This window comes from Blastococcus sp. URHD0036 (assembly GCF_000701365.1).
Taxonomy (GTDB): domain Bacteria; phylum Actinomycetota; class Actinomycetes; order Mycobacteriales; family Geodermatophilaceae; genus Trujillonella.
In genome coordinates this window covers 155,115-177,442 of sequence record NZ_KL370778.1, presented here as the reverse complement: position 1 = coordinate 177,442, position 22,328 = coordinate 155,115, and the positions used below count along the sequence as shown (strand labels likewise).

Annotated in this window: 23 protein-coding genes; 15 read left to right on the top strand and 8 right to left on the bottom strand. The window is 74.6% G+C overall.

Features of this window, described 5'->3' with window-relative positions; translation table 11 throughout:
- The first annotated feature begins 39 nt into the window (after positions 1 to 39).
- The 6 genes from N555_RS0124615 to N555_RS0124590 all read left to right on the top strand — a co-directional run bounded on the left by N555_RS0124615 (position 40) and on the right by N555_RS0124590 (position 7,732).
- Positions 40 to 1,353 (top strand): GAF domain-containing protein, encoded by a 1,314-nt coding sequence (locus N555_RS0124615; RefSeq protein WP_029434147.1) that lies wholly within the window; start codon positions 40 to 42, stop codon positions 1,351 to 1,353.
- 52 nt (positions 1,354 to 1,405) lie between these two features.
- The gene (locus tag N555_RS0124610) at positions 1,406 to 2,674 is read left to right on the top strand and encodes an MFS transporter (protein WP_051684444.1); all 1,269 of its coding nucleotides are present in this window, start codon (positions 1,406 to 1,408) and stop codon (positions 2,672 to 2,674) included.
- 144 nt (positions 2,675 to 2,818) lie between these two features.
- A complete protein-coding gene (locus N555_RS0124605; RefSeq protein WP_029434145.1) occupies positions 2,819 to 3,301 on the top strand; it encodes a (2Fe-2S)-binding protein in 483 nt (160 codons plus the stop codon).
- Positions 3,298 to 5,790 (top strand): xanthine dehydrogenase family protein molybdopterin-binding subunit, encoded by a 2,493-nt coding sequence (locus N555_RS0124600; protein WP_029434144.1) that lies wholly within the window; start codon positions 3,298 to 3,300, stop codon positions 5,788 to 5,790. The genes N555_RS0124605 and N555_RS0124600 overlap by 4 nt, the downstream gene beginning before the upstream one ends.
- The gene (locus N555_RS0124595) at positions 5,787 to 6,644 is read left to right on the top strand and encodes an FAD binding domain-containing protein (protein ID WP_029434143.1); all 858 of its coding nucleotides are present in this window, start codon (positions 5,787 to 5,789) and stop codon (positions 6,642 to 6,644) included. Before N555_RS0124600 ends, N555_RS0124595 begins: the two co-directional genes overlap by 4 nt.
- Before the next feature lie 95 nt (positions 6,645 to 6,739).
- Positions 6,740 to 7,732 (top strand): SRPBCC family protein, encoded by a 993-nt coding sequence (locus N555_RS0124590; protein ID WP_029434142.1) that lies wholly within the window; start codon positions 6,740 to 6,742, stop codon positions 7,730 to 7,732.
- A gap of 69 nt (positions 7,733 to 7,801) precedes the next feature.
- Here the strand turns inward: N555_RS0124590 and N555_RS0124585 are convergent, their stop codons facing one another.
- The 3 genes from N555_RS0124585 to N555_RS0124575 are packed head-to-tail and all read right to left on the bottom strand — an operon-like array spanning position 7,802 to position 9,767.
- Positions 7,802 to 8,428, bottom strand: coding sequence for an alpha/beta hydrolase family protein (locus N555_RS0124585; protein ID WP_029434141.1), 627 nt, complete (start codon positions 8,426 to 8,428; stop codon positions 7,802 to 7,804).
- Positions 8,425 to 9,096, bottom strand: a complete 672-nt coding sequence (locus tag N555_RS0124580; RefSeq protein ID WP_029434140.1) for an HAD-IA family hydrolase — start codon at positions 9,094 to 9,096, stop codon at positions 8,425 to 8,427. The genes N555_RS0124585 and N555_RS0124580 overlap by 4 nt, the downstream gene beginning before the upstream one ends.
- Positions 9,093 to 9,767 (bottom strand): DedA family protein, encoded by a 675-nt coding sequence (locus N555_RS0124575; RefSeq protein WP_029434139.1) that lies wholly within the window; start codon positions 9,765 to 9,767, stop codon positions 9,093 to 9,095. Before N555_RS0124575 ends, N555_RS0124580 begins: the two co-directional genes overlap by 4 nt.
- A gap of 70 nt (positions 9,768 to 9,837) precedes the next feature.
- Between N555_RS0124575 and N555_RS0124570 the strand changes: the two genes are divergently transcribed.
- Positions 9,838 to 11,136 (top strand): amidohydrolase family protein, encoded by a 1,299-nt coding sequence (locus N555_RS0124570; protein WP_029434138.1) that lies wholly within the window; start codon positions 9,838 to 9,840, stop codon positions 11,134 to 11,136.
- Positions 11,137 to 11,179: 43 nt separating this feature from the next.
- On the opposite strand, the gene N555_RS0124565 is transcribed toward N555_RS0124570, so the two are convergent.
- Positions 11,180 to 11,995: an MBL fold metallo-hydrolase gene (locus N555_RS0124565; RefSeq protein ID WP_029434137.1), complete on the bottom strand. Its 816-nt coding sequence runs from the start codon at positions 11,993 to 11,995 to the stop codon at positions 11,180 to 11,182.
- A 42-nt stretch (positions 11,996 to 12,037) separates the two neighbouring features.
- Positions 12,038 to 12,580, bottom strand: coding sequence for a MarR family winged helix-turn-helix transcriptional regulator (locus tag N555_RS0124560; protein ID WP_029434136.1), 543 nt, complete (start codon positions 12,578 to 12,580; stop codon positions 12,038 to 12,040).
- Between N555_RS0124560 and N555_RS28100 the strand changes: the two genes are divergently transcribed.
- From N555_RS28100 to N555_RS0124535, 5 genes are all read left to right on the top strand, one after another.
- On the top strand, positions 12,579 to 12,740 hold the full coding sequence (locus tag N555_RS28100) for a hypothetical protein (protein ID WP_156036519.1): 162 nt from the start codon (positions 12,579 to 12,581) through the stop codon (positions 12,738 to 12,740). The genes N555_RS0124560 and N555_RS28100 overlap by 2 nt on opposite strands.
- Positions 12,740 to 13,093, top strand: a complete 354-nt coding sequence (locus N555_RS0124550) for a nuclear transport factor 2 family protein (RefSeq protein ID WP_029434135.1) — start codon at positions 12,740 to 12,742, stop codon at positions 13,091 to 13,093. The genes N555_RS28100 and N555_RS0124550 overlap by 1 nt, the downstream gene beginning before the upstream one ends.
- A 73-nt stretch (positions 13,094 to 13,166) precedes the next feature.
- The gene (locus N555_RS0124545; protein WP_029434134.1) at positions 13,167 to 15,035 is read left to right on the top strand and encodes a cation:proton antiporter domain-containing protein; all 1,869 of its coding nucleotides are present in this window, start codon (positions 13,167 to 13,169) and stop codon (positions 15,033 to 15,035) included.
- A gap of 22 nt (positions 15,036 to 15,057) precedes the next feature.
- On the top strand, positions 15,058 to 16,572 hold the full coding sequence (locus N555_RS0124540; RefSeq protein ID WP_029434133.1) for a TldD/PmbA family protein: 1,515 nt from the start codon (positions 15,058 to 15,060) through the stop codon (positions 16,570 to 16,572).
- 73 nt (positions 16,573 to 16,645) lie between these two features.
- On the top strand, positions 16,646 to 18,034 hold the full coding sequence (locus N555_RS0124535; RefSeq protein WP_029434132.1) for a metallopeptidase TldD-related protein: 1,389 nt from the start codon (positions 16,646 to 16,648) through the stop codon (positions 18,032 to 18,034).
- Between the two features lie 7 nt (positions 18,035 to 18,041).
- Here the strand turns inward: N555_RS0124535 and N555_RS0124530 are convergent, their stop codons facing one another.
- On the bottom strand, positions 18,042 to 18,452 hold the full coding sequence (locus N555_RS0124530) for a YybH family protein (protein ID WP_029434131.1): 411 nt from the start codon (positions 18,450 to 18,452) through the stop codon (positions 18,042 to 18,044).
- Positions 18,453 to 18,664: 212 nt separating this feature from the next.
- On the opposite strand from N555_RS0124530, the gene N555_RS0124525 reads away from it, so the two are divergent.
- From N555_RS0124525 to N555_RS0124515, 3 genes are all read left to right on the top strand, one after another.
- Positions 18,665 to 18,967, top strand: a complete 303-nt coding sequence (locus tag N555_RS0124525) for a hypothetical protein (RefSeq protein ID WP_029434130.1) — start codon at positions 18,665 to 18,667, stop codon at positions 18,965 to 18,967.
- Positions 18,968 to 18,995: 28 nt separating this feature from the next.
- Entirely contained in the window at positions 18,996 to 19,469 is a 474-nt protein-coding gene (locus tag N555_RS0124520) for a hypothetical protein (protein ID WP_029434129.1), read from the top strand.
- A gap of 196 nt (positions 19,470 to 19,665) precedes the next feature.
- Entirely contained in the window at positions 19,666 to 20,682 is a 1,017-nt protein-coding gene (locus N555_RS0124515) for a C40 family peptidase (protein WP_029434128.1), read from the top strand.
- Positions 20,683 to 20,706: 24 nt separating this feature from the next.
- On the opposite strand, the gene N555_RS0124510 is transcribed toward N555_RS0124515, so the two are convergent.
- Together N555_RS0124510 and N555_RS0124505 are read right to left on the bottom strand one after the other, a co-directional pair.
- The gene (locus tag N555_RS0124510) at positions 20,707 to 21,273 is read right to left on the bottom strand and encodes a YdeI/OmpD-associated family protein (protein WP_029434127.1); all 567 of its coding nucleotides are present in this window, start codon (positions 21,271 to 21,273) and stop codon (positions 20,707 to 20,709) included.
- The gene (locus N555_RS0124505; protein WP_029434126.1) at positions 21,270 to 22,295 is read right to left on the bottom strand and encodes a 5-methyltetrahydropteroyltriglutamate--homocysteine methyltransferase; all 1,026 of its coding nucleotides are present in this window, start codon (positions 22,293 to 22,295) and stop codon (positions 21,270 to 21,272) included. Before N555_RS0124505 ends, N555_RS0124510 begins: the two co-directional genes overlap by 4 nt.
- Between the last annotated feature and the right edge of the window lie 33 nt (positions 22,296 to 22,328).

Sequence of the window (22,328 nt, the reverse complement as noted above, 5' to 3'; positions counted from 1 at the left end):
CGATGAGCGTGACATGAGCCACATCACGGGTTTCAGAGCATGACCGTCTCCCCGTGGCTCGCGCTGCCCGACGGGCGGCCCGACCCCGCCCTGACCCGGCGGCTGCGCGCCGCGCACCAGGCGCTGGCCACCGCCGGCCCGCGACCGCCGCAGCAGGTCCGCAGCGTGGTCTGGGAGTCCTGGCGGCGCAGCCTGCACAACGGCATCGACCCCGACGGCGCGGCCCCGCCGGTCGACGTGGTCGACGACGACCTCGAGGCCCTCCGCGCCGCGCATCCGCTGGCGCCGGTGCTCCCGGTGATCCGCCGCCTGCTGGTCGAGGACGCCGAGGACGACCGGATGATCGTCGCCGTCACCGACGCGGCCGGGCGGATGCTGTGGGTGGAGGGCGACTCCCGGCTGCGCAGCCGAGCGGCGGGGATGAACTTCGTCGAGGGCGCCCGCTGGGCCGAGGACGTCGCGGGCACCAACGCCCCCGGGACGGCACTGGCCCTCGACCACGCCGTCCAGATCTACGGCAGCGAGCACTACCGCCGGCCCGTCCAGCCGTGGAGCTGCTCGGCCGCACCCGTCCACTCGCCGGTCACCGGAGAGCTCCTCGGGGCCATCGACGTCACCGGCGGGGACCACGTGGCCAGCCCGCAGATGCTCACGCTGGTCAGGGCGACGGTGGCCGCGGTCGAGGCCGAGCTGCGGTGGCTGCACCGGGTCGCGCTCGACGCGCGGACCGGCCCGCCCCCGCCGGCGGCTCCGCGGCCGGCCCCCCGGCTCGAGGTGCTCGGCCGGGACCGGGCCCGCCTGGTGCTGCCGGCCGGCCCGGTGCCGCTGTCGCTGCGGCATTCCGAGCTGCTGCTCCTGCTGGCCGAGGCCGCGGCCGCCGGCGAGGGGCGCACCGCCGAGCAGCTGGCCGCGGAGTGCCACGGCGCCGACGCCCCCGCCGTCACCGTGCGCGCCGAGCTCTCCCGGCTGCGCCGGCTGGTGGGCGCGAACGTGGTCGGCTCACGTCCCTACCGCCTGGTCGGGCCGCTCGTCACCGACCTCGACCGGGTCCGCCGGCTGCTGGACCTCGGGGCCGTGGCCGAGGCGCTCGAGCGCTATCCGGGAGCGGTCCTGCCCCGCTCCTCGGCACCCGGCGTGGCCGCGGCGCGCGAGCGGCTGGCCTCCCGGCTCCGCGCCGCCGTCCTCACCGCCCGCCGGCCGGAGCTGCTGCTGCGCTACAGCCGGCTGCCGGAGGCGCAGGCCGACACCGCGGTGTGGCAGGCCTGCCTCGAGGTGCTGCCGGCGGGCTCGGCCCGCCGCGCGGCCGTCGCCGCGCACCTCGGCCGGCTGCGGCAGGTCCGCCGGCCGGGGTGACCTCCACCGCGGCCGGGAATGCCCGCCGCATCCGCCGCCTTGCCCCGTTCACGTGAGCGCAGCCCCCGACCTCGACCTCGACCTCGCGGAACCGGCGTCCCCGGCGACCCCGTCCTTGCCGTCCCGGCGGCGGGTGGTGGCCGCGATCGTGGCCCTGGCCGTCGGTGGGTTCGCGATCGGCACGGCCGAGTTCGTGACGATGGGGCTGCTGCCGGAGATCGCCGAGGGCATCGGGGTCGACATCCCCAGCGCCGGCCACCTCGTCTCCGCGTACGCGCTCGGCGTCGTCGTGGGTGCTCCGGTGATCGCTGCGCTCGGCGCCCGCCTCCCGCGGCGCGGCCTGCTCCTGGGCCTCATGGTCGCCTTCCTCGCCGGGAACGCCCTCAGCGCGCTGGCGGCGAGCAACGGCATGCTGCTGCTCGCCCGGTTCGTCAGCGGCGTCCCCCACGGCGCCTACTTCGGGGTCGCCTCGCTGGTGGCGGCCTCGCTCGTGCTGCCCGAGCAGCGCGGACGGGCGGTCAGCTCGGTGATGCTCGGCCTGTCCGTCGCCAACGTCGCCGGCGTCCCGGCCGCCACGTGGCTCGGCCAGGAGTTCGGCTGGCGCTCGGCGTACTGGGCCGTCGTCGTCCTCGCGGCGTTCACGCTCGCGGCGGTCGTCGCCGTGGTGCCGCGGATCCCGCCGGCGCCGGGTGCGTCGATCGGCACGGAGCTGGGCGCGCTGCGCCGGCCGCAGGTGCTGCTCACCCTCGCCGTCGGTGTCACCGGCTTCGGCGGCATGTTCGCCCTCTACAGCTACATCGCCCCGCTGACCACGGACGTGACCGGCCTGGCGCGCGGCGCGGTGCCGTGGGTGCTGCTCACCTTCGGCGTCGGCATGGTCGCCGGGACGGTGCTCGGTGGGCGGCTCGCCGACCGCGCGCTGTTCCCGTCGCTGGTCAGCGCCTCGGTGGCGATGGGGGTGCTGCTCGCGCTGGTCCCCGCCGCGTCGGCCGGCGCTGCCACGCTCTTCGCCGTCGTGTTCCTGGTGTCGATCGCGGCCTCCGTGCTCGTCGTCTGCCTGCAGCTGCGCCTGATGGCGGTCGCGGCCGACGCGAAGATGCTCGGGGCGGCGCTGAACCACTCGGCGCTGAACGCCGCCAACGCGCTCGGCGCCTGGCTGGGCGGCGTGGTGATCGCCGCCGGCGCCGGCTACCGCGCGCCGGCGGTGGCCGGGGCCGGGCTGGCCGTGCTGGGGCTGGTCGCCCTGACCGCCTCGGGCCTGCTGGAGCGCCGCGAGCGCCGGGAGTGCAACCTCGCTGCAACGTCGTCCGCCGTGCGCTGACCTGGGCGTACGCCCCTCAGATGCCTCCGCCGGTCACGGCCGGCCCCGCTCCACGTGGCCCAGGTCACTCCCGCAGGGACACACTCGCGCAGCGCCCGGTCCGCCGGTCGCGACGTCCAGTCCTGCGACGAAGCGAGGTCCTACGTGACGTCCATCAACGTGCGGGTCGACGGAGCGTCGTACAGCGACGACGTCGAGCCGCGGACCCTCCTGGTCCACTACCTGCGCGAGCAGCTGGGGAAGGTCGGCACCGTCGTCGGCTGCGATACCAGCAACTGCGGCGCCTGCACCGTCCACCTCGACGGCAACGCGGTGAAGTCGTGCACCGTCTTCGCCGTCCAGGCCGACGGCAGCGAGGTCACCACCATCGAGGGCGTGGGCAGCGCCGACGCGCTCCACCCCGTGCAGAAGGCCTTCCACGAGATGCACGGCCTGCAGTGCGGGTTCTGCACCCCGGGGATGATCATGGCCTCGATCGACCTGCTGCAGGAGAACCCGAGCCCCAGCGAGACCGAGATCCGCGAGGGCATCGAGGGCAACCTCTGCCGGTGCACCGGCTACCAGAACATCGTCCGCGCGGTGCAGCAGGCCGCCGGCGAGCTCTCCGGATCGGCGGGTCAGGCATGACCGTCACCGAGGACGCCGCGACGCTCGCCCCGGCCAAGGAGGTCGGCCAGCCGCGCCGCCGCAAGGAGGACGCCCGGCTGATCACCGGCCGGACCACGTGGACCGACAACATGGTCCTCAACGGCATGCTCCACCTCGCGGTGGTGCGCAGCCCCGTCGCGCACGCGCGGATCACCGGGGTCGACGTGAGCGCGGCCCAGCAGGCGCCGAACGTCGTCGCCGTCCTCACCGGCCGCGACCTCGCCGCGGAGCAGGGCTCCATCCCCTGCGCCTGGCCGGTCACGGCCGACATGGTCAACCCCGGTCACCCCTCGATCGCCGTCGACCAGGTCAACCACGTGGGCGAGGCCGTCGCGATCGTCGTCGGCCGGACGAAGGCCGCGGCCACCGACGCCGTCGAGCTCGTCGACATCGACTACGAGCTCCTCCCGCCGGTGCTCGACATGGAGACGGCGGTACAGGACGGCGCGGACCTGGTCCACGACGAGCTCGAGTCCAACACCAGCTACCACTTCGTCTTCGACGCCGGCGAGGCCGGCACGGGCGTGGACACCGAGCAGGCCTTCGCCGATGCCGAGGTCGTCGTCAGCCGGCGGCTGGTGCAGCAGCGGCTGATCCCGGCGTTCATGGAGCCGCGGTCGGTGGTCGTGCAGCCGCAGGGCGACAACTTCACGATGTGGTCGGCCACCCAGATCCCGCACGTGCTGCGGGTGATGCTGGCGATGGTCACCGGCGTGCCCGAGCACAAGCTGCGGATCATCGCGCCCGACGTCGGCGGGGGATTCGGCGGGAAGCTGCAGGTCAACCCCGAAGAGGTGCTGGCGCTGCTGGTCGCCCGGCGGCTGGGCAAGCCGGTCAAGTGGACCGAGACGCGCAGCGAGTCCCTGATGGCCGCCCACCACGGCCGTGGCCAGGTGCAGTTCATCGACATCGCCAGCGACCGGCAGGGCAACGTCAAGGGCCTGCGGGTCCGCCTGCTCGCCGACATGGGCGCCTACCTGCGGCTGATCACGCCGGGCGTCCCGGCGCTGGGTGCGTTCATGTTCCCGGGGATCTACAAGTTCCCGGCGTACCGGTTCGAGTGCGACGGCGTCTTCACCAACAAGGTGCCCACCGACGCCTACCGCGGCGCCGGCCGGCCCGAGGCGACGTTCGCGATCGAGCGGATCATGGACGAGCTCGCCGTCGAGCTGGACATGGACCCGCTGGAGCTCCGCCGGAAGAACTGGATCGGTGCCGAGGAGTTCCCCTTCACCACGGTGGCGGGCCTGGAGTACGACAGCGGCGACTACGAGCAGGCCACCCAGAAGGCCCTCGACCTGCTCGGCTACGACGAGCTGCGCGCCGAGCAGAAGCGGCGCCGCGAGTCCAACGACCCGGTGCAGCTGGGCATCGGCTTCTCGACCTTCACCGAGATGTGCGGGCTGGCCCCCTCGCGGGTGCTCGGCTCGCTCAGCTACGGCGCGGGCGGCTGGGAGTCGGCGTCCATCCGGATGCTGCCCACCGGCAAGGTCGAGGTCGTCACCGGCTCGACGCCGCACGGCCAGGGCCACGAGACGGCCTGGAGCCAGCTGGTCGCCGACCAGCTCGGCGTCCCGTTCGAGGACGTCGAGGTGCTGCACGGTGACACCGCCGTCTCCCCGCGCGGCATGGACACCTACGGCTCCCGGTCGCTGGTCGTCGGCGGCACCGCGGTGGTGAAGGCCGCGGAGAAGGTGGTCGCCAAGGCCCGCAAGGTCGCCGCGCACCTGCTCGAGGCCAGCGAGGACGACCTCGAGTTCGCCGACGGGAAGTTCTCCGTCCGCGGCACCCCGGGTGCGGCCGTCGGCATCCAGGAGATCGCGCTCGCGGTGTTCGCCGCGCACAACTACCCGGAGGACGTCGAGCCCTCCATCGACGCGGAGGCGACCTTCGACCCGGTCAACTTCTCGTTCCCGCACGGCACGCACCTCTGCGCGATGGAGGTCGACACCGACACCGGGATGGTGAAGATCCGCAAGTACGCCTGCGTGGACGACGTCGGGACGGTCGTCAACCCGCTGATCGTCGAGGGGCAGATCCACGGCGGCCTGGCCCAGGGCATCGCGCAGGCCCTGTACGAGGAGGCGGTCTACGACGCCGACGGCAACCTGACGACCGGCTCCTTCGTCGACTACCTGGTGCCCTCGGCCGCGGACCTGCCGCACTTCGACACGGCCAACACCGTGCACGTCGCCCCCGGCAACCCGATCGGCGCCAAGGGGGTGGGCGAGGCCGGCTGCATCGCCAGCACGCCCGCGGTCGTGAACGCCGCGCTGGACGCCGTCCGGCACCTCGGCGTCTCCGACATCCTCATGCCGCTGACCCCCGAACGGGTCTGGCGGGCCATCCACGAGGGCGGGGACGGCGGAGCGCGCGCCGCCGCCGGCACCAACGCCTACGGCGGGGCGCAGACGGAGTCCACCGCCGGTGTCTCCACCCCTCAGTCCTCGCTCGGAGGTGACCGGTGATCCCCGCTCCGTTCGCATACGCCCGGCCGACGACGGTCGACGAGGCGCTGCAGGCGATCGCCGACGGCGGCGAGGACGTCAAGATCCTCGCTGGCGGGCAGTCGCTCATCCCGGTCATGCGGCTGCGGCTGGCCGCTCCGGAGACGGTCGTCGACCTGACCCGGGTGACCGAGCTGCGCGGCGTCCGGGAGGAGGGCGACACGCTCGTCATCGGCGCGATGACCACCCACCACGACGTCATCACCGACCCGCTGATCGCCCAGCACGCGCCGCTCATCGCCGAGGCGACCGAGACGGTGGCCGACCGCCAGGTGCGCCGGCGGGGAACCTTCGGCGGCGCGCTGGCGCACGCCGACCCGGCCGGTGACCTGCCGGCGGTCGCGCTCGCCCTGGACGCCGAGTTCGTCATCGCCGGGCCGAACGGACGGCGGACGGTCGGTGCCGCCGACTTCTTCGTCGACTACCTGACGACGGCGCTGGAGGACGGCGAGCTCCTCGTCGAGATCCGCGTGCCGAAGCTCAGCGGCACGTGGGGGGTGCGCTACGAGAAGTTCAACCGCGTGGCGCAGGCCTGGTCGATCGTCGCCGTCGCGGCCGCGGTGCGGCGCGAGAACGGGCACATCGCCGAGGCGCGGATCGGGCTGACCAACATGGGCCCGACCCCGCTGCGGGCGCGGGCGACCGAGGCGGCGCTGGCCGGGGCGGACGCCACCCCGGAGGCCATCGCCGCGGCGGCACGGTCGGCCGGCGAGGGCACCAGCCCCAGCAGCGACCTCAACGGTCAGGCCGACTACCGCGCGCACCTCGTACAGGTGCTGACCCGCAGGGCGGTGTCGGCGGCCGCCGGGCTGTAGCGTCCGACACAACCGGAAACCGCGTTCCACCGGCTCGGCCGGTCCGCCCCTCCCGGCGGGCCGGCCGAGCCGTCCACCGTCAGGAGGTCGCCCCCGTGCAGCTGGAGAACTCGTTCACCGTCCCGGTCCCCATCGACGAGGCCTGGCGGGTGCTGCTGGACATCGAGCGGATCGCCCCCTGCATGCCGGGGGCCGCACTGGACTCGGTCACCGGTGACGACTTCACCGGCCGGGTGAAGGTGAAGCTCGGGCCGATCAACCTGACCTACCAGGGCAAGGCCTCGTTCGTGGAGAAGGACGAGGCGGCCCACAAGGCGGTCATCGACGCCCGCGGCAAGGACCAGCGCGGCAACGGCACCGCCGCCGCCGTCGTCACCGCTCGGCTGGCCGAGGAGGGCTCGATCACCCGCGTCGACGTCCTCACCGACCTGAACATCACCGGCCGCCCGGCGCAGTTCGGCCGCGGCGTGATGACCGACGTCGGCAACAAGCTGCTCGGGCAGTTCGCCGACAAGCTCGCCGCCCAGCTCGGCGAGGGCGACGCCCAGGGCGACGCCGACCGCAGCGCCGCCGCCACCGCGGCGGCGACGGTGACCGGGGCCGTCGAGGAGGTCGCCGCGTCCGTCGAGCAGACGCCGGGGGACAACGCCGCCGCCGAGACCGCCCGCAAGGCCGGAGCCGCGGCCAAGAAGACCGCCGCGGCGGCGACGGACGCCGCGGGCGCCGCCAAGGCCCCCGCCAAGAAGGCGCCGGCGAAGAAGGCGGCACCTGCCGCGACGGACACCGCGCCGGCGGCCACCGACATCGCGCCGGCCGCGACGGACACCGCTCCGGCGGCTGCCGCCCGGCCGAGCGCCCCGCCGTCCGGCACGACCGCGCCGCCGCCCCGGCCGGCGACGGGTGGGCCGGCGAAGAGCTCCCCGGCGACCATGCGCCCGCCGGTCGCCGAGCCCGAGCCGATCGACCTGCTCGAGGTCGCCGGCGGGGCCGCGCTCGCCCGCTACGCCAAGCCGCTGGCCGGCGCGGCGGCGGTGCTCCTGGTGGTCGGCCTCGTCGTCCGCCGGCGTCGCCGCCGCCGCAACCGCTGACCGTCGGCGAGATCTGCACACTCGTCGCCATCGCGAGCCGATGCTGACGAGTGTGCAGATCTCGCGCGGTCAGCCGCGCGGGTGGACCTCGTCCAGCCAGGCCAGCGCGGCCGCGGCGACGACGTCGGGGTTCTTCTTGAGCGAGTGGTCGCCGGGCACCGCGTAGACCGACGCCGTGCCCCGGCCCTGCAGCACGGCGGCGACGTCGGCCGGTGCGCCGAAGGCGTCGGTCTCGCCCTGCACCACGACCAGCGGCACCTCCACCGCGGTCAGCTCCGCGGCGCGGCTCTTCTCCGGCCGGCCGGGCGGGTGCAGCGGGAAGGCCAGTGCCAGGACGCCGTCGGCCCCCAGCGCCGCCGCCGTCCGGCAGGCGACCCGGGCGCCGGCGCTGCGGCCGCCGAAGACCACCGGACCGGCGATCCGGTCCTCCTCGCGCAGCGCGCCGAGCACTGCCGTCCACCCCTCGTCGAGGCGCGGTGGGGCCGGGGCGATCCGCTTGCCGGCCACCCGCCACGGCTGCTCGACGCGCAGGACCCGCCAGCCGGCGGCGACGACGTCGCGGGCCACGGCCGTCAGGTCCGCCGACTCCACGCCTCCGCCGGCGCCGTGCCCGAGCAGCAGCGTGCCGTGCGGGGTGCCCGCCGGGTCGTCGGTCCGGACCCGCGCGGGGCCCAGGGGCGTGGGTATCTCCGTCATGCGGGGGGCAGTGCCAGCAGCGCGTCGACGGCTCCACCGAGGTCTGCGGCCACGATCGCCGCCGGGTCGTAGACCGCCGGGTAGGTGCGCTCGGACCGGGGGAACCAGACCCCGGTCAGCCCGGCCCGGACGGCGCCGTGCACGTCCCAGCCGTGGGCGGCGACCAGCGCCATCCGCTGCGGCTCGACGTCGCACACGCCGGCGGCCCAGAGGTAGACCTCGCGGGCGGGCTTCCAGGCGCGGATGACCTCGCTGGTCAGGGACCGCTCGACCAGCGGGGCGATGCCGCCCCGCTCCAGCCCCGCCTCGGCGACTCCGGGGGAGCCGTGCGTCAGCGTCACCACCCGGACCCCGGCCTCGACCAGGCGGCGCAGGGCGGGCTCGACGTCCGGGTGCGGGCCGAGCTCGAGGAAGGTGTCGGCGAGCCGGCCGCGGTCCCGCTCGGACAGGTCGGTGGCCTGGGCCAGGGCTGCGTCGAAGGCGTCCCGGAAGCGGCACCAGGTGCCGGCGGTGGCCGCGGCGAAGCCGGTGAGCAGGGTGCGGGCGAAGACCGTGGCCAGCAGGTCGGGCGGGTGCCCGTGCTCGACCAGCCCGGCGCGCACCGGGGCGAGGTCGAGCAGGGTCTCGTTGACGTCGAGGGCGACGACCGCGGGACGGCGGGCCGTCATGCCTGGTCGCGCTGGTCGACCGGCAGCTCCTTGCCGGCGTCGCGCGGACGGCGCAGCTGGCCGGTGGCCTTCTTGTAGACGAACCACGCCACCGCCAGGACGACGACCGCGACCACGACGTAGTCCAGGTAGTGCAGGTTCGCCTCGACGAAGTCGCGGGCCAGCCAGCCGAGCGTCACCAGCAGGGTGTTCCAGATCAGGCTGCCGCCGGCGGTGTAGAGCAGGAACTGGCCGACCGGCATGCGCACGACGCCGGCCGGCACGGAGATGAAGCTGCGCACGATCGGCACCATCCGGCCGAAGAACACCGCGGCGCGGCCGTGCTTCTCGAACCACTCGAAGGTCTTGTCGACGTCCTCGGTCTCCACCAGCGGCAACCGGTCGAGGAAGGCGTGCGACCGGCGCGGACCGAGGGCCCGGCCGACGTAGTAGAAGAAGATCGCGCCGAGGACGGAGCCGATCGTCGCGCAGAGGACGACCAGGAAGAAGTCCAGCGGGGTGTCGATGAGCACCCCGGCCGCGCCCAGGACCGCCTCGCTGGGGATCGGCGGGATCACGGTCTCGAGAAGGATGCTGAATCCCACGCCGATCGGCCCGAGGGTGTCGATCAGATCGAGCAGCCAGGCGGTGATCCCACCCTCGTCGGAGGCGGCGGCGGCGAGGAAGGACATGCCTCCACGGTAACGGCGGCATCACGGGTGTCGGCCGACCCGGCACGGCGGGTGGGGCTAGCGTGCCGCCATGCGTCAGCGCTTCACCGCCCGGGCGGTCGTCGTGGGGGACCGGTCCGGCACGGTGGTAACCGACGCGGTCGTCGACGTCTCCGACGGGCTGGTCACCTGGGTGGGTCCGGCCGCCGATGCTCCGCCGGCGGACGACGCGGAGCAGGTCGCCGTCCCGGGGGTGCTGATGCCGGGGATGGTCAACGCCCACTCGCACGCGCCGATGGTGCTGTTCCGCGGCCAGGGCGAGGGGCTGCCGCTGGAGCGGTGGCTGCACGAGGTGATGTGGCCGCGCGAGGCCCGGCTGACCCCGGACGACGTCGAGGTGGCCATGACCGCGGCGTCGGCGGAGATGCTGCGCGCCGGGGTGACCACCAGCGTGGAGATGTACTTCGAGGCCGAGCGGATCGCCGCGGCGGTGGGGCGGACCGGCGCCCGCGCGGTGATCGCGGCCCCGATGGTGCCGCTGCCGGGCATGCCGCCCCTGGAGGAGCAGCTGGCCGCGGCGGTCGCCCTCGCCGACGGCGCCCCGGACGACGGGACCGTCGAGTACGGCCTCGGCCCGCATGCCGCCTACACGGTGCCGCTGCCCCTGCTCCGGGAGGCCGCGGGGTTGGCCCGCGACCACGGGATGCTCCTCCACCTGCACGTCGCCGAGACCGCCACCGAGGGTGCCGACCTGCTGGCCGCGCACGGCCTCTCGGTGCCCGCCCTGCTCGCCTCGCACGACGTGCTCGGCGGCCGGGTGCTGGCCGCGCACTGCGTGCACCTGGACGACGGCGACCTCGAGCTGTGGCAGGAGTACGACGTCGCCGTCAGCCACTGCCCGGCCAGCAACGCGAAGCTGGCCAGCGGCGTCGCCCGGCTGCGCGACATGCTCGACCGCGGGATCCGGGTGGGGCTGGGCACCGACGGGCCGGCGTCCAACGACGGGCTGGACCTGCTCGCCGACGCCCGCCTGGCCGCGCAGCTGGCCCGGCTGCGGGAGTCGTCGGCGACCGCGCTGACCGCCGCCGAGGCGCTGTGGCTGGCGACGGGGGCGTCGGCGGAGGCCATCGGCCGGCCGGACCTCGGGCAGGTCGCCGTCGGACGGCGGGCCGACCTCGTGCACGTCGACACCCGGGACCTGGGCTTCGAGCCGGTGGGCGATCCCGCCGACCTGGTCACCCACCTGATCTGGTCCGGCGCCTCGCGGCTGGTCCGGGACGTGTGGGTGAGCGGCCGGCAGGTCGTCGCGGACGGCATCTGCACGACCGTGGACGCCGACGCCCTGCGGGTCGACGTCGCCCAGCGCGCCGCCCGCCTCGCCGGCGCCTGAGGCGGAGTGCGAGAGCGCAGGTTTCCTCCACTCTCGCACTCCGCTAGGGGCGGAGGGAGATGGTCTCGCCGCGGTGCACGGGGCGCAGCTCGCCAGGCACCCGCCGCAGAGCCACCTCGCGGACGAAGTCACCCAGCGGAGAGGCGAACCGCGAGTAGTCGTCGAAGTGCACCGGCACGGTCACCGGCGGCTTGAGCAGCTCGACCAGGTCGGCGCCCTGGCGGCCGTCCATCGTCACCGTGAAGCCGAGCGCCTTCGTGCCGCCGAGGTGCGGGATCAGCACGTCGAGCGGACCGCAGCGCTGCAGCACCTCGGCCAGGTAGGGGCGGAAGAGGGTGTCGCCGCTGATGTAGGCGCGCCAGCTGACCTCGCCGCCGCGGACCAGCTCCAGCACGCTGCCCATCACCGGCGGCAGCACCTTCGCCAGCAGCCCCGGACCGTGCTCCCCGGGCACCGAGGTGATCCGCAGCGTCTCGTCGCCGCGGGTGAACTCGTGCCGTTGCCAGGGCGTGAGGTCCAGCGTCTGCCCGAAGCCCCGGCGGGAGAGCGCCTTCGCCGCCTCCTGCGTGGTGACGACCGGCGTCCCCTTGTCGAGGGTGCGGGTGGCGATCCGGTCCCAGTGGTCGGCGTGCAGGTGCGACAGCACGATCGCGTCCAGCGCGGGCAACTGCGTGGGCTCGATCGCCGGCTCGGTCAGCCGCGTGGTCCACAGCCCCTTGCCGAGGTAGGCCCGCTGGCCACGGCGGAGGAAGTTCGGGTCGGTCAGGAGTGTGAACCCGCCGATCCGCAGCAGCGTCGTGGCGTTGCCGCCGAAGGTGAGCGTGACGTCGGCGGCGGGGGACGGCGGAGCGGCGGCCATGCGTGTCGGGCTACCCGCCGCCGTGGCGGGCGACACCGGCGCTCAGGCGTCGGGATACAGGCCCGGCAGCCGGTGCTGGGGCACCGGGCGGGGAAGCGTCCCCTCGGCCAGCACCTGCTCGTGCACCTGCTCGAGCGCGGCCCGCAGCGCGGGGACCAGCGCCGGGTCCAGGCCGGCGAAGAACATCCGGGCGACGAGCGCCGCGTGCCCGGGGGTGGCCGCGTCCAGCGCCGCCCTCCCGGACGCGGTGAGCACCGCGTCGGTGGCCCGCCGGTCCTGCTCGGACGGGCAGCGCTCGACCAGGCCCCGGTCGCCCATCCGCTGCAGGTGGTGGGAGACCCGGCTGCGCTCCCAGCCGATCCGCGCCGCCAGGACCGTCAGCCGCAGGCGGTTCCCGGGCGAGTCGGCCAGCGCGTTGAGGACGTCGTAGTCGGCCAGGCTCAGCCCGCTGTCGGCCTGCAGTTGCCGGTTCATCTCGTAGTTGAGCCGGAGGTTGACGCGCATGTACGCCAGCCACGTCTCCTGCTGCTCCCCGGTCAACGGAGGGTCGGGAAGAACCCGCTGGGACTCCGCCTTGGATGACATGTCACGTAACTTCCTGGTCGTCGGCCGCGTGCAGTGTTCCCGCCGCGCCGTCCGCCGTCGACCGAAGTCGAGAGGAACCACCATGACCGAGCCCGTCCTGGAGCCCACCGTCATCACGCAGGGCATCTCGTTCCTCCGCGGCGTGCTGGGCACCGACTGATGGCCACCGTCAGCGAGGTCCTGACCCGCAGTGTCCTGCAGGTCTTCAACGAGGCCGACGCCGAGCGGCGGGCCGAGCTCATCGCGGCCACGTACGCCCCGGGCATCGTGTTCCACGACCCCGAGGGGACGGTCACCGGCCGCGACGCCTTCGCCGCCAAGATCGCCGAGCTCCTCGCGGGGACCGGCGGACTGCCCTTCGCCCTGCGCCGGCCGGTGCAGGAGAGCGTCGGCCTCGGCATCGCGAGCTGGGCCCTCGGGCCGTCCGGGGCGCCGCCGGTCGCCACCGGGACCGACGTCGCGCTGGTCGAGGACGGCCTCATCACCGTCATGTGGACCCTGCTCGACGCCTGACCGTGCCGCCGGGTGGGGGAGCCCACAGGACCTCCCCCACCCGGAGCGCCGGTCCTGAGGGAGGCTGACGCCCGTGGACGTGATCGCGGAGCTGGTGGCCCTGGTGATCGCCGTCGGCGTCCTCGCCGGGCTGTGCGACCGCTACGGCTGGCCGACGCCGCTCGTGCTGGTCGTGGCCGGCGCGGCCGCGTCGTTCCTCCCGGGCGTGCCCGAGGTGTCGCTGGACCCCGACCTGGTGCTGTTCGTGCTGCTCCCGCCGCTGCTCTACGCGACGACGCAGCGCACCTCGCTGTTCGACTTCAAGCACAACAAGGCGAGCATCGTCGCGATGTCGGTGGTGCTGGTCTTCTTCACCACCCTCGTCGTCGGCTGGGTGACCTGGCTGCTCCTGCCGGGCGTCGCGCTGGCCGCCGCGCTGGCGCTGGGCGCGGTCGTGGCGCCGCCGGACGCCGTCGCCGCCTCGGCGATCGGCCGGCGGCTGGGGCTGCCCCGGCGGGTCGCGACCCTGCTGGAGCAGGAGAGCCTGGTCAACGACGCCGCGGCGCTGATCGCGCTGACGGTGGCCGTCTCGGCCCTGACCTCCTCGCCGTCGGCCCCCGAGGTCGCCGGCGAGTTCGTCTGGGCGGTCGTGGGCGCCGTGCTGATCGGTGGGGCGGTGGCGGCGGTGCTCGCCGTCGTCCGGGCCCGGCTGCGCGACCCGGTGCTGGACACCCTGCTCTCCTTCGTGGCCCCCTACCTCGCGTTCCTGCCCGCCGAGGAGGTGCACGCCTCCGGGGTGCTGGCCACGGTCGTCACCGGGCTGACCCTGGCGCAGCTCTCGCCGCGGGTGCAGACGGCGTCGGCCCGGGTCACCGAGGCGATCACCTGGCGGACCGTCGCGTTCGTGCTGGAGAACGCGGTGTTCCTGGTCATCGGCCTGCAGCTGCCGGGCCTGCTCTCCGGCCTGAAGGACAGCGATCTCAGCGGCTGGCGGATCGCCGGCATCTGCGCCGGGGTGCTGGTCGCCACGATCGTCGCCCGCACCGTCTTCGTCTTCGCGACGGCCGGGGTCCTGCGGGCGGGCACCCCGTGGATGCGCCGCCAGGCGTGGGACACCCCGGTCGCGGTGCTCGTCTCCTGGGCCGGCATGCGCGGCGTGGTCACGCTGGCCGCCGCGCAGCTGCTGCCCGAGGACCTCCCGCACCGCGACGTCCTGCTGCTGGCGGCGTTCACCGTCGTCGTCGGCACGCTGCTGGTCCAGGGCTCGACGTTGCCCTGGCTCGTGCGCCGGGTCGGACTGCCCCCGCCGGACGCGGCCGAGGACGCGCTGCAGGCCGCCGAGCTGGGGGACGCCGCCAGCGCCGCCGGCCTGCTGCGGCTCGAGGAGCTGGTCACCGGCGACGAGCCGGAAGGTGTCGTCGAGCGGCTGCGGGACCGGTCGGAGGCGCGGTCGCACGCGGCCTGGGAGCGACTGGGCCGGCCGCTGGCCGACCAGGACACCCCGTCGGCCACCTACTGCCGGCTGCGCACCGAGATGCTGGCCGCCGAGCGGGCGGTGATCGTGCGGGCCCGCGACGAGGGCCGCGCACCGGTCGACGTGCTCTCCGCGGCGCTGGCCGCCATCGACGTCGAGGAGTCCCTGCTCGACCGGAACGAGGAGCTCGAGGCCCTGGAGCGCGACCGGGCGCTGGCCCCGCGCCCCGCCGAGGCCCGCTGCGACCACCTGCGCGCGGCGCCCCCAGGGGTGTCGCACCCTGAGGCGGCCTGCGTGGACTGCCTGGTCGAGGGGACGACGTGGGTGCACCTGCGCACCTGCCTGACCTGCGGGCACGTCGGCTGCTGCGACTCCTCCCCGCGGCGGCACTCACGGGCGCACTTCGGGCAGGAGGGGCACCCGGTGGTCGTCAGCGCGGAGCCGGGGGAGGCCTGGCGCTGGTGCTGGATCGACAGCGAACTGGGGTAGGCCCGGCTGGTAGACAGGGGGCGTGGCCGGACCCCGCGACGTCGACGCGTCCTTCCTCGCCCTCCCGCTCTCCGCGCTCACCGAGGCGGCGCTGACCCGCGCGGTCGACCTCGGCTGCGAGCACGCCGACATCCGGGTGGAGCGGATCCGCACCCAGTCGATCAGCCTGCGCGACGCCCGGCTGGAGAGCCTGGCCGACGGCGAGGACCTCGGGCTGGCCGTCCGCGTGGTGCACGAGGGCACGTGGGGCTTCGCCGCGGGCGTCGTCCTCACCGCGGCCGAGGCGGTGCGGCTGGCGGAGGAGGCGGTCGCCGTCGCCCGGGTCTCCGCGCCGCTCAGCACCGACCGCGTCGAGCTCGCGCCGGAGCCGGTGTACGCCGACGCGGTCTGGGTCTCCGACCACGAGACCGACCCGTTCACCGTGCCCGACGCGGAGAAGACGGCGCTGCTCACCGAGCTGTCGGAGCGGCTGATGGCCGCCGACGGCGTCGAGCACGTGCAGTCGGGCTGCACCGCGGTGAAGGAGCAGAAGTACTACGCCGACACCGCCGGCACCCGCACTCGCCAGCAGCGGGTCCGCATCCACCCGCAGTTCACGGCCCTCACCGTCGACCGGACCACCGGCGCGTTCGAGAGCATGCGCACCCTCGCCCCGCCGGCCGGCCGCGGCTGGGAGTACCTGACCGGCGACAGCTGGGACTGGGACCGCGAGCTCGCCGAGATCCCCGAGCTGCTGCGCGAGAAGACCAAGGCGCCCGGCGTCGAGGCCGGCCGGTACGACCTGGTCGTCGACCCCTCGAACCTCTGGCTCACCATCCACGAGTCGGTGGGCCACGCCACCGAACTGGACCGCGCGCTGGGCTACGAGGCCGCCTACGCCGGGACCTCGTTCGCGACCGTCGACAAGCTGGGCACCCTCCAGTACGGCTCCGACCTCATGCACGTCACCGGTGACCGCACCGCCGTCCACGGCCTGGCCAGCGTCGGCTGGGACGACGAGGGCGTCGAGGCCCAGCAGTGGGACATCGTCCGGGACGGCGTCCTGGTCGGCTACCAGGTGGACCGGAACATGGCCCGGCTGCGTGGGATGGAGCGCTCCAACGGCTGCGCCTTCGCCGACTCCTCTCAGCACGTGCCGGTGCAACGGATGGCCAACGTCTCGCTGCAGCCCGCCGCCGGCGGGCCCTCCACCGAGGAGCTCATCGCCGGGGTCGACCGCGGCGTCTACGTCGTCGGTGACAAGAGCTGGTCGATCGACATGCAGCGCTACAACTTCCAGTTCACCGGCCAGCGGTTCTACAAGATCGAGGGCGGGCAGCTGGCCGGTCAGCTGCGCGACGTCGCCTACCAGGCGACGACCACCGAGTTCTGGGGCTCGATGCGGGCCCTCGGCGGAGAGCAGACCTACGTGCTCGGCGGCGCGCTCAACTGCGGCAAGGCCCAACCCGGGCAGGTGGCGCCGGTGTCGCACGGCTGCCCGTCGGCGCTGTTCGAGGGCGTGAACATCCTGAACACGGTCCAGGAGGGCGGGAGATGAGCGAGCTCGCGAGCTCATCCGGAGGCACAGCAGCCCGGCGAACACGGCCGACGAGCGCCAGCGAGGAGGTCGCGTGAGCCAGTACCGGGCGCAGGAGCTCGTCGAGCAGGCGCTGGCCGCCTCGACCGCCGACGGGCAGGTCACCTACGTCGTCGACAGCTCCGAGGCCAACCTCCGCTGGGCCGGCAACAGCCTGACGACGAACGGTGCGATGCGCTCGCGCCAGGTCGTCGTCATCTCCTTCGTCGACGGTGGTGCCGGGATGGCCGCCGGCACGGTCGCCCGCTCGGGCAGCCCGGACATCGCCGAGCTGGTCGCCGCCAGCGAGCAGGCCGCCCGCGACGCCGGGCCGGCCGAGGACGCCGTCCCGCTGGTCTCCGACCCCCCGCCCGGAGCCGGGGACTGGGAGGCCGACCCGGCCGAGACCTCGATCAACGTCTTCGAGGAGTTCGCCCCTGCCCTGGGCGCCGCCTTCGGCTCGGCACGCGACCGCGGGGACCTGCTCTTCGGCTACGCCGAGCACTCGATGTCCACGACCTACCTCGGCACGTCGACCGGCCTGCGGCTCCGGCACGACCAGCCCACCGGCCGGGTCGAGCTCAACGGCAAGAGCAGCGACTTCAGCCGCTCGGTGTGGGCGGGCGTCGGCACCCGCGACTTCCTCGACGTCTCGGTCGCCGCCCTCGCCGCCGAGGTCGAGCGCAAGCTCGCCTGGTCGCAGCGGAAGGTGGAGCTGCCGGCCGGCCGCTACGAGACGCTGCTGCCGCCGTCGGCCGTCAGCGACCTGATGATCTACGCCTACTGGACGATGGAGGCGCGCGACGCCGACGAGGGCCGCAACGTCTTCGCCAAGGCCGGCGGTGGCAGCCGGATCGGCGAGCGGCTGGCCGCGCTGCCGCTCACGCTGCGCAGCGACCCGAACGCCCCGGGGCTGGAGTCGGCGCCCTTCCAGGTGGTGGGCGGCTCCTCGGGGGCGGCCTCGGTGTTCGACAACGGCATGGCCGTGCCCGCGGTCGACTGGATCCGGGACGGCGTCCTGACCAACCTCGTCCGTCCGCGGGCCTGGGCGCTGAAGACCACCGCGCCGGCCACCGCCGCGGTCGACAACCTGATCCTCGAGGACCCGAACGGGACGGCGAGCCTGGAGGAGATGGTCGAGTCGACCGAGCGCGGGCTGCTGCTGACCACGCTCTGGTACATCCGCGAGGTCGACCCGCAGAACCTGCTGCTCACCGGTCTGACCCGGGACGGCGTCTTCCTCGTGGAGGGCGGCGAGGTCACCGGGGCGGTCAACAACTTCCGCTTCAACGAGTCGCCCGTCGACCTGCTCGGCCGGATCGCCCAGGCCGGCCGCACCGAGCGGACGCTGCCACGCGAGTGGAACGACTGGTTCACCCGGGCCGCGATGCCCGCCGTCCGGGTGCCGGACTTCCACATGAGCTCGGTGTCTCCGGCCAGCTGAGCCGGGGTCAGGCCACCGCGGTCATCTGCCGCCGGACGACCTGCCACCGCCCGTCCCGCCGGGCGAAGACGTGGAGGGCGACCATCGTCGGGGGCTCCCCTCCCTCGGCCTGGTCGCTGCTCCACCAGCCGAGGGCGACGGCGGTGGCCGCGTCGGGGCCGAGCGCGGTGAGGTGGTCGAGCCGGAAGTGCGGGCGGGCGTTCGCCAGCGGGCCGGCGAAGGCCTCCTGGTGCGCCCGGGTGGCCGCGTCCAGCCCGCGGACCACCTGTCCGGAGGTCGGGACGAGGACGACGTCCTCGGTCAGGTGGCCGACGGTGCGGGCGACGTCGTGGTCGCCCACCGCCCGGGCGAGGTCCTGGACCAGGGCGCGGATCTCGGCCTCGTCGGCGGGTGCGGGGAGGGTCGGAGTGGTCTGCATGGCGCCAGCCTCGGACCTGCAGCGCGCTCGAGGTCAAGCCCCGCGCGCCGGCGGACCGGATGTGGTCCGGATGGGACGGGTGGGACCGCTGCGCCGACCATCGCGGAAACCGCTTCAGTTACCGCTCGGATCTGCCGTCTAAACACCCGACGGAGATATTTTCTCCGGACAGGCACGCGGGCCCCTCGGGGCTGTCGAGGGGAGTCTTCCCGATGAGCAGGACGCAGAAGCCGTCGGTCTTCCAGATCGGTCAGGTGTGGGACGACGGCCGCACCGTCGTCGTCTCCGGCTGGGGTCTGGGGCTGTGCGCCACGGCGTGCACCTGCCACCGGCACCCGTCCGCCGGGCACCTCGCCATCGACGAGGACCAGGCAGCCGGCCGGCTCGGCCTGGTCAGCTACCGCGAGGGCGGCTGCGACTGCTGCGAGGCGTGGACCGCCGACGAGCTCGCCGCCGTGATCCGCGACTTCGACCAGGTCTTCTCGCTGGAGGCGCAGGAGCCCCTCGCCGGATAGGGACGCCGTTCCCGGGTAGGGCGTCCCCATGCTGGGACGTGCTGCCCTCCGCGGTGCTCTGGCCGGCCTGGCCGGCACCGCGGCCATGACGCTGGCCGAGGAGCTGGAGCAGCAGGTCACGCACCGTCCGGACAGCTACGTGCCCGGACGGACGCTCACCGCGCTGACCACCGGCCGGCGGCTGCCCGAGCGGGCCCGCCCGCCGGTGCGCAACCACCTCATGCACTGGGGCACCGGCGCACTCGTCGGGGCGCTGCGCGGCGTGTGGTCGGCCGCCGGGCTGCGCGGCTGGCGCGCCTCGGCCTGGCACACCTCGGTCCGCCTCGCCACGGACCAGACGCTGGAGAACGCCACCGGGGTCGGCTCCCCGCCGTGGACCTGGTCGCGACAGGACCAGGTCGTCGACCTGGCCGGGAAGGCCATCTACTCGTTCGTCACCGGAGCGGTCGCCGACCGCCTGGTCCCGCCGGCCCCCGACCGTCGCGGCGACCTCTGGCGCTGACGCCTCGGCAGGGCCCGGTACGGGGCTCCTGCGGTGTCCGGCCACCCCCGTGGCGGATGTGACTCACGGGGTCAGGCGCCCGGCCCGGAGTCAGCGTGCCCTCCTCACCTGTCGACACGTCGTCCTTACCGTGCGTATCGACGCGCGACTTCCCACCGCCTTCCCCGGTGGGCGCGGAGCACTCGAGGAGCTGACGATGCACCGCAATCGGACGACGAGCCGCCGGTGGGCCGGTGCCGTGCTCTCGGCCGCCGCAGCCGTCGCCGTGGTGCTGGGCCCGACCGGCGCCGCCGCCGCACCGACGACCGCGGCGGAGGCGGCCGACCTCGTGGCCCAGGCCGGCCAGGAACTGACCCAGCTCGACGAGCAGGTGCACCAGGCGGAGGTGACCGTCGCCGGGCTGCAGCAGGCCGCGGCCGACGCCCGCGCAGCCGCCGACGCGGCGCACGCCGAGGTCGCCCGGTACGAGCCGCAACTGGTCGCCATCGCGCAGACCGGCTACACCGGCGCTCCCTCGTCCGGGATGGCCGCGTTCCTCACCAGCGAGTCGGCCGAGGACTTCGTCCAGCAGATGACGACGCTGGACATGATCGCCTCCCACACCGACTCGGTGATCGGTGCCGTCTCCGCTGCCCGGCGTCAGGCGGAGGAGGCTCGACAGCAGGCCGAGGCGGCCGCGGGTCAGGCCGAGGCAGCGCTGGCCACGCTGCACGAGCAGCAGGCCGCCGTGCAGGCACGGGTCGACGAGTACGAGGCCGACTTCGACCGGCTCACCGCCGAGGAGCGGGCCGTGGTCACCGTGGCGCTCGCCGGCCCGGTCATCGACCCGCCGAACGTGGCCCAGGTCGTCGCCCGCGCCCCGTCGGCGAGCGCCGGTGCCGTCATCGAGGCCGCCCTCGCGCAGGTGGGCGACCCCTACGTGTGGGGCGCCTCCGGTCCGGACGGCTTCGACTGCTCGGGCCTGACCTCGTTCGCCTACGCCGCCGTCGGGGTCTCGCTGCCGCACTCCAGCCGCGCCCAGTCGTCCATGGGGGTCGCGGTGTCCCGGGCGGAGCTCCAGCCGGGCGACATCGTCTACTTCTACTCACCGGTCAGCCACGTGGGCATCTACATCGGCAACGGGCAGATGGTGCACGCCCGCACCTACGGGACCCCGGTCGCGGTCACCAGCGTGGACATGCGCGGCTACGCCGGCGCCCGCCGCATCCTCTGACCTCGGGCGGTGTGCTGAGTCCGGTCAGGAGCCCGACATCAGCGACTCGACCGCGGCGGTGATCCGCCGGGCGCGGGTCTCCGGCGTCGCCGCGTTGTGCACCCGCCACAGCACGGCGTAGCGCTCGGTGCCGCCGAGGCCGTCGAACGCCGGCCGGGTGCCGGCCGCCTCCAGCGCGGACGCGAGGTCGTCGGGCACCGTCATGTCGGCGCTGCCCGGATAGGCGCGCTCCCACCGGCCGTCGGCCTGGGCGGCCTCGACCGCGGCCACCCCCGCCGGGCGCATCCGCCCCGCCTCCAGCAGCCGCCCGACGGTGGCCACGTTCTTCTGCGACCAGACGCTGCGGGACCGCCGCGGGGTGATGCGCTGCAGGTAGGTCGCCTCGTCCAGCCGGTTGGAGCGGCCGTCGATCCAGCCGAAGCACAGGCAGCTCTCGACCAGCTCCGCGTAGGTCACCGACGCGATGCCCGAGCCCTTCTTCGCCAGGCGCACGTAGACGCCCGGTGCGGTCGCCCCCTCCGCGTCCAGCCACGCCTCGAGGGCTGGCTGGTCGGCGAAGGCGAGGACCGGCAGGTCGGTCGGGAGGGTCACGACAACTCCTCGCGCAGGATCGCCGCCGCCTCGGCGAGCGAGCGCATCTTCCCGGCCGCCGACTCCCGCGGCAGGTACTTCAGCCCGCAGTCGCTGGTGAGCACCAGCCGGTCGACGTCCACGTCGTCCAGCGCGCGGCGGATCCGGTCGGCCACGACCTGCGCCGTCTCGACCTCGGGCGTGGAGAGGTCCAGGACGCCGAGCGCGATGCCCTTGCCGCGCAGCGGCCGCAGCTGGGCCGGATCCAGGTGCGACTGCGCGGTTTCCACGGCGACCGTGTGCACCGGGGTGTCGGCCAGCTCCGGCAGGAACGAGTAGCCCTCCGGCCGCTCGGAGACCATCGCCGCGTAGCCGAAGCACAGGTGCAGGTGGACCGGGCCGGGCGCGCCCTCCACGGCCCGCGTGACCGCCTCCGCGCCGTACCGGCGGGCGACCTCCGGCCGCGCCTGCAGCCACGGCTCGTCGATCTGCACGATGTCGGCACCGGCGGCGAACAGATCGGCGATCTCCGCGCGGACGACGTCCGCGTAGGCCAGGGCCAGGGCGCGGTCGTCGCCGTAGTGGTCGTCCTGGGACTGCTGGGCCATCGTGAACGGCCCCGGCACGGTGATCTTCACGGTGCGGTCGGTGTGCGCCCGCAGGAAGCGGACGTCGTCGGCCTGGATGGGGCGCGGCCGGCTGACCGGCCCGACCACCCGCGGCACCGGGATGGGCTTCCCGGAGCGGTTGAGCACGCTGCCCGGGGTGTCGACGTCGACGCCGTCGAGCGCCGTGGCGAAGTGGTTGGAGTAGGACTCCCGGCGGATCTCGCCGTCGGTGACGATGTCGAGCCCGGCGTCCTCCTGCGAGCGGATGGCCAGCAACGTGGCGTCGTCCTGCGCGCCGGCGAGCAGGTCGGAGGCCACCCGCCAGATCTCCCGGGCCCGCACCCGCGGGGGGAACTGACCGGCCAGCTTCTCGTGGTCGACCAGCCACTCGGGCTGCGGCAGGCTGCCGACGATCGAGGTGGGCAGGGCAGGCATCGGGGTCCTCCAGGGGACGTCGGCGTGGGCGGA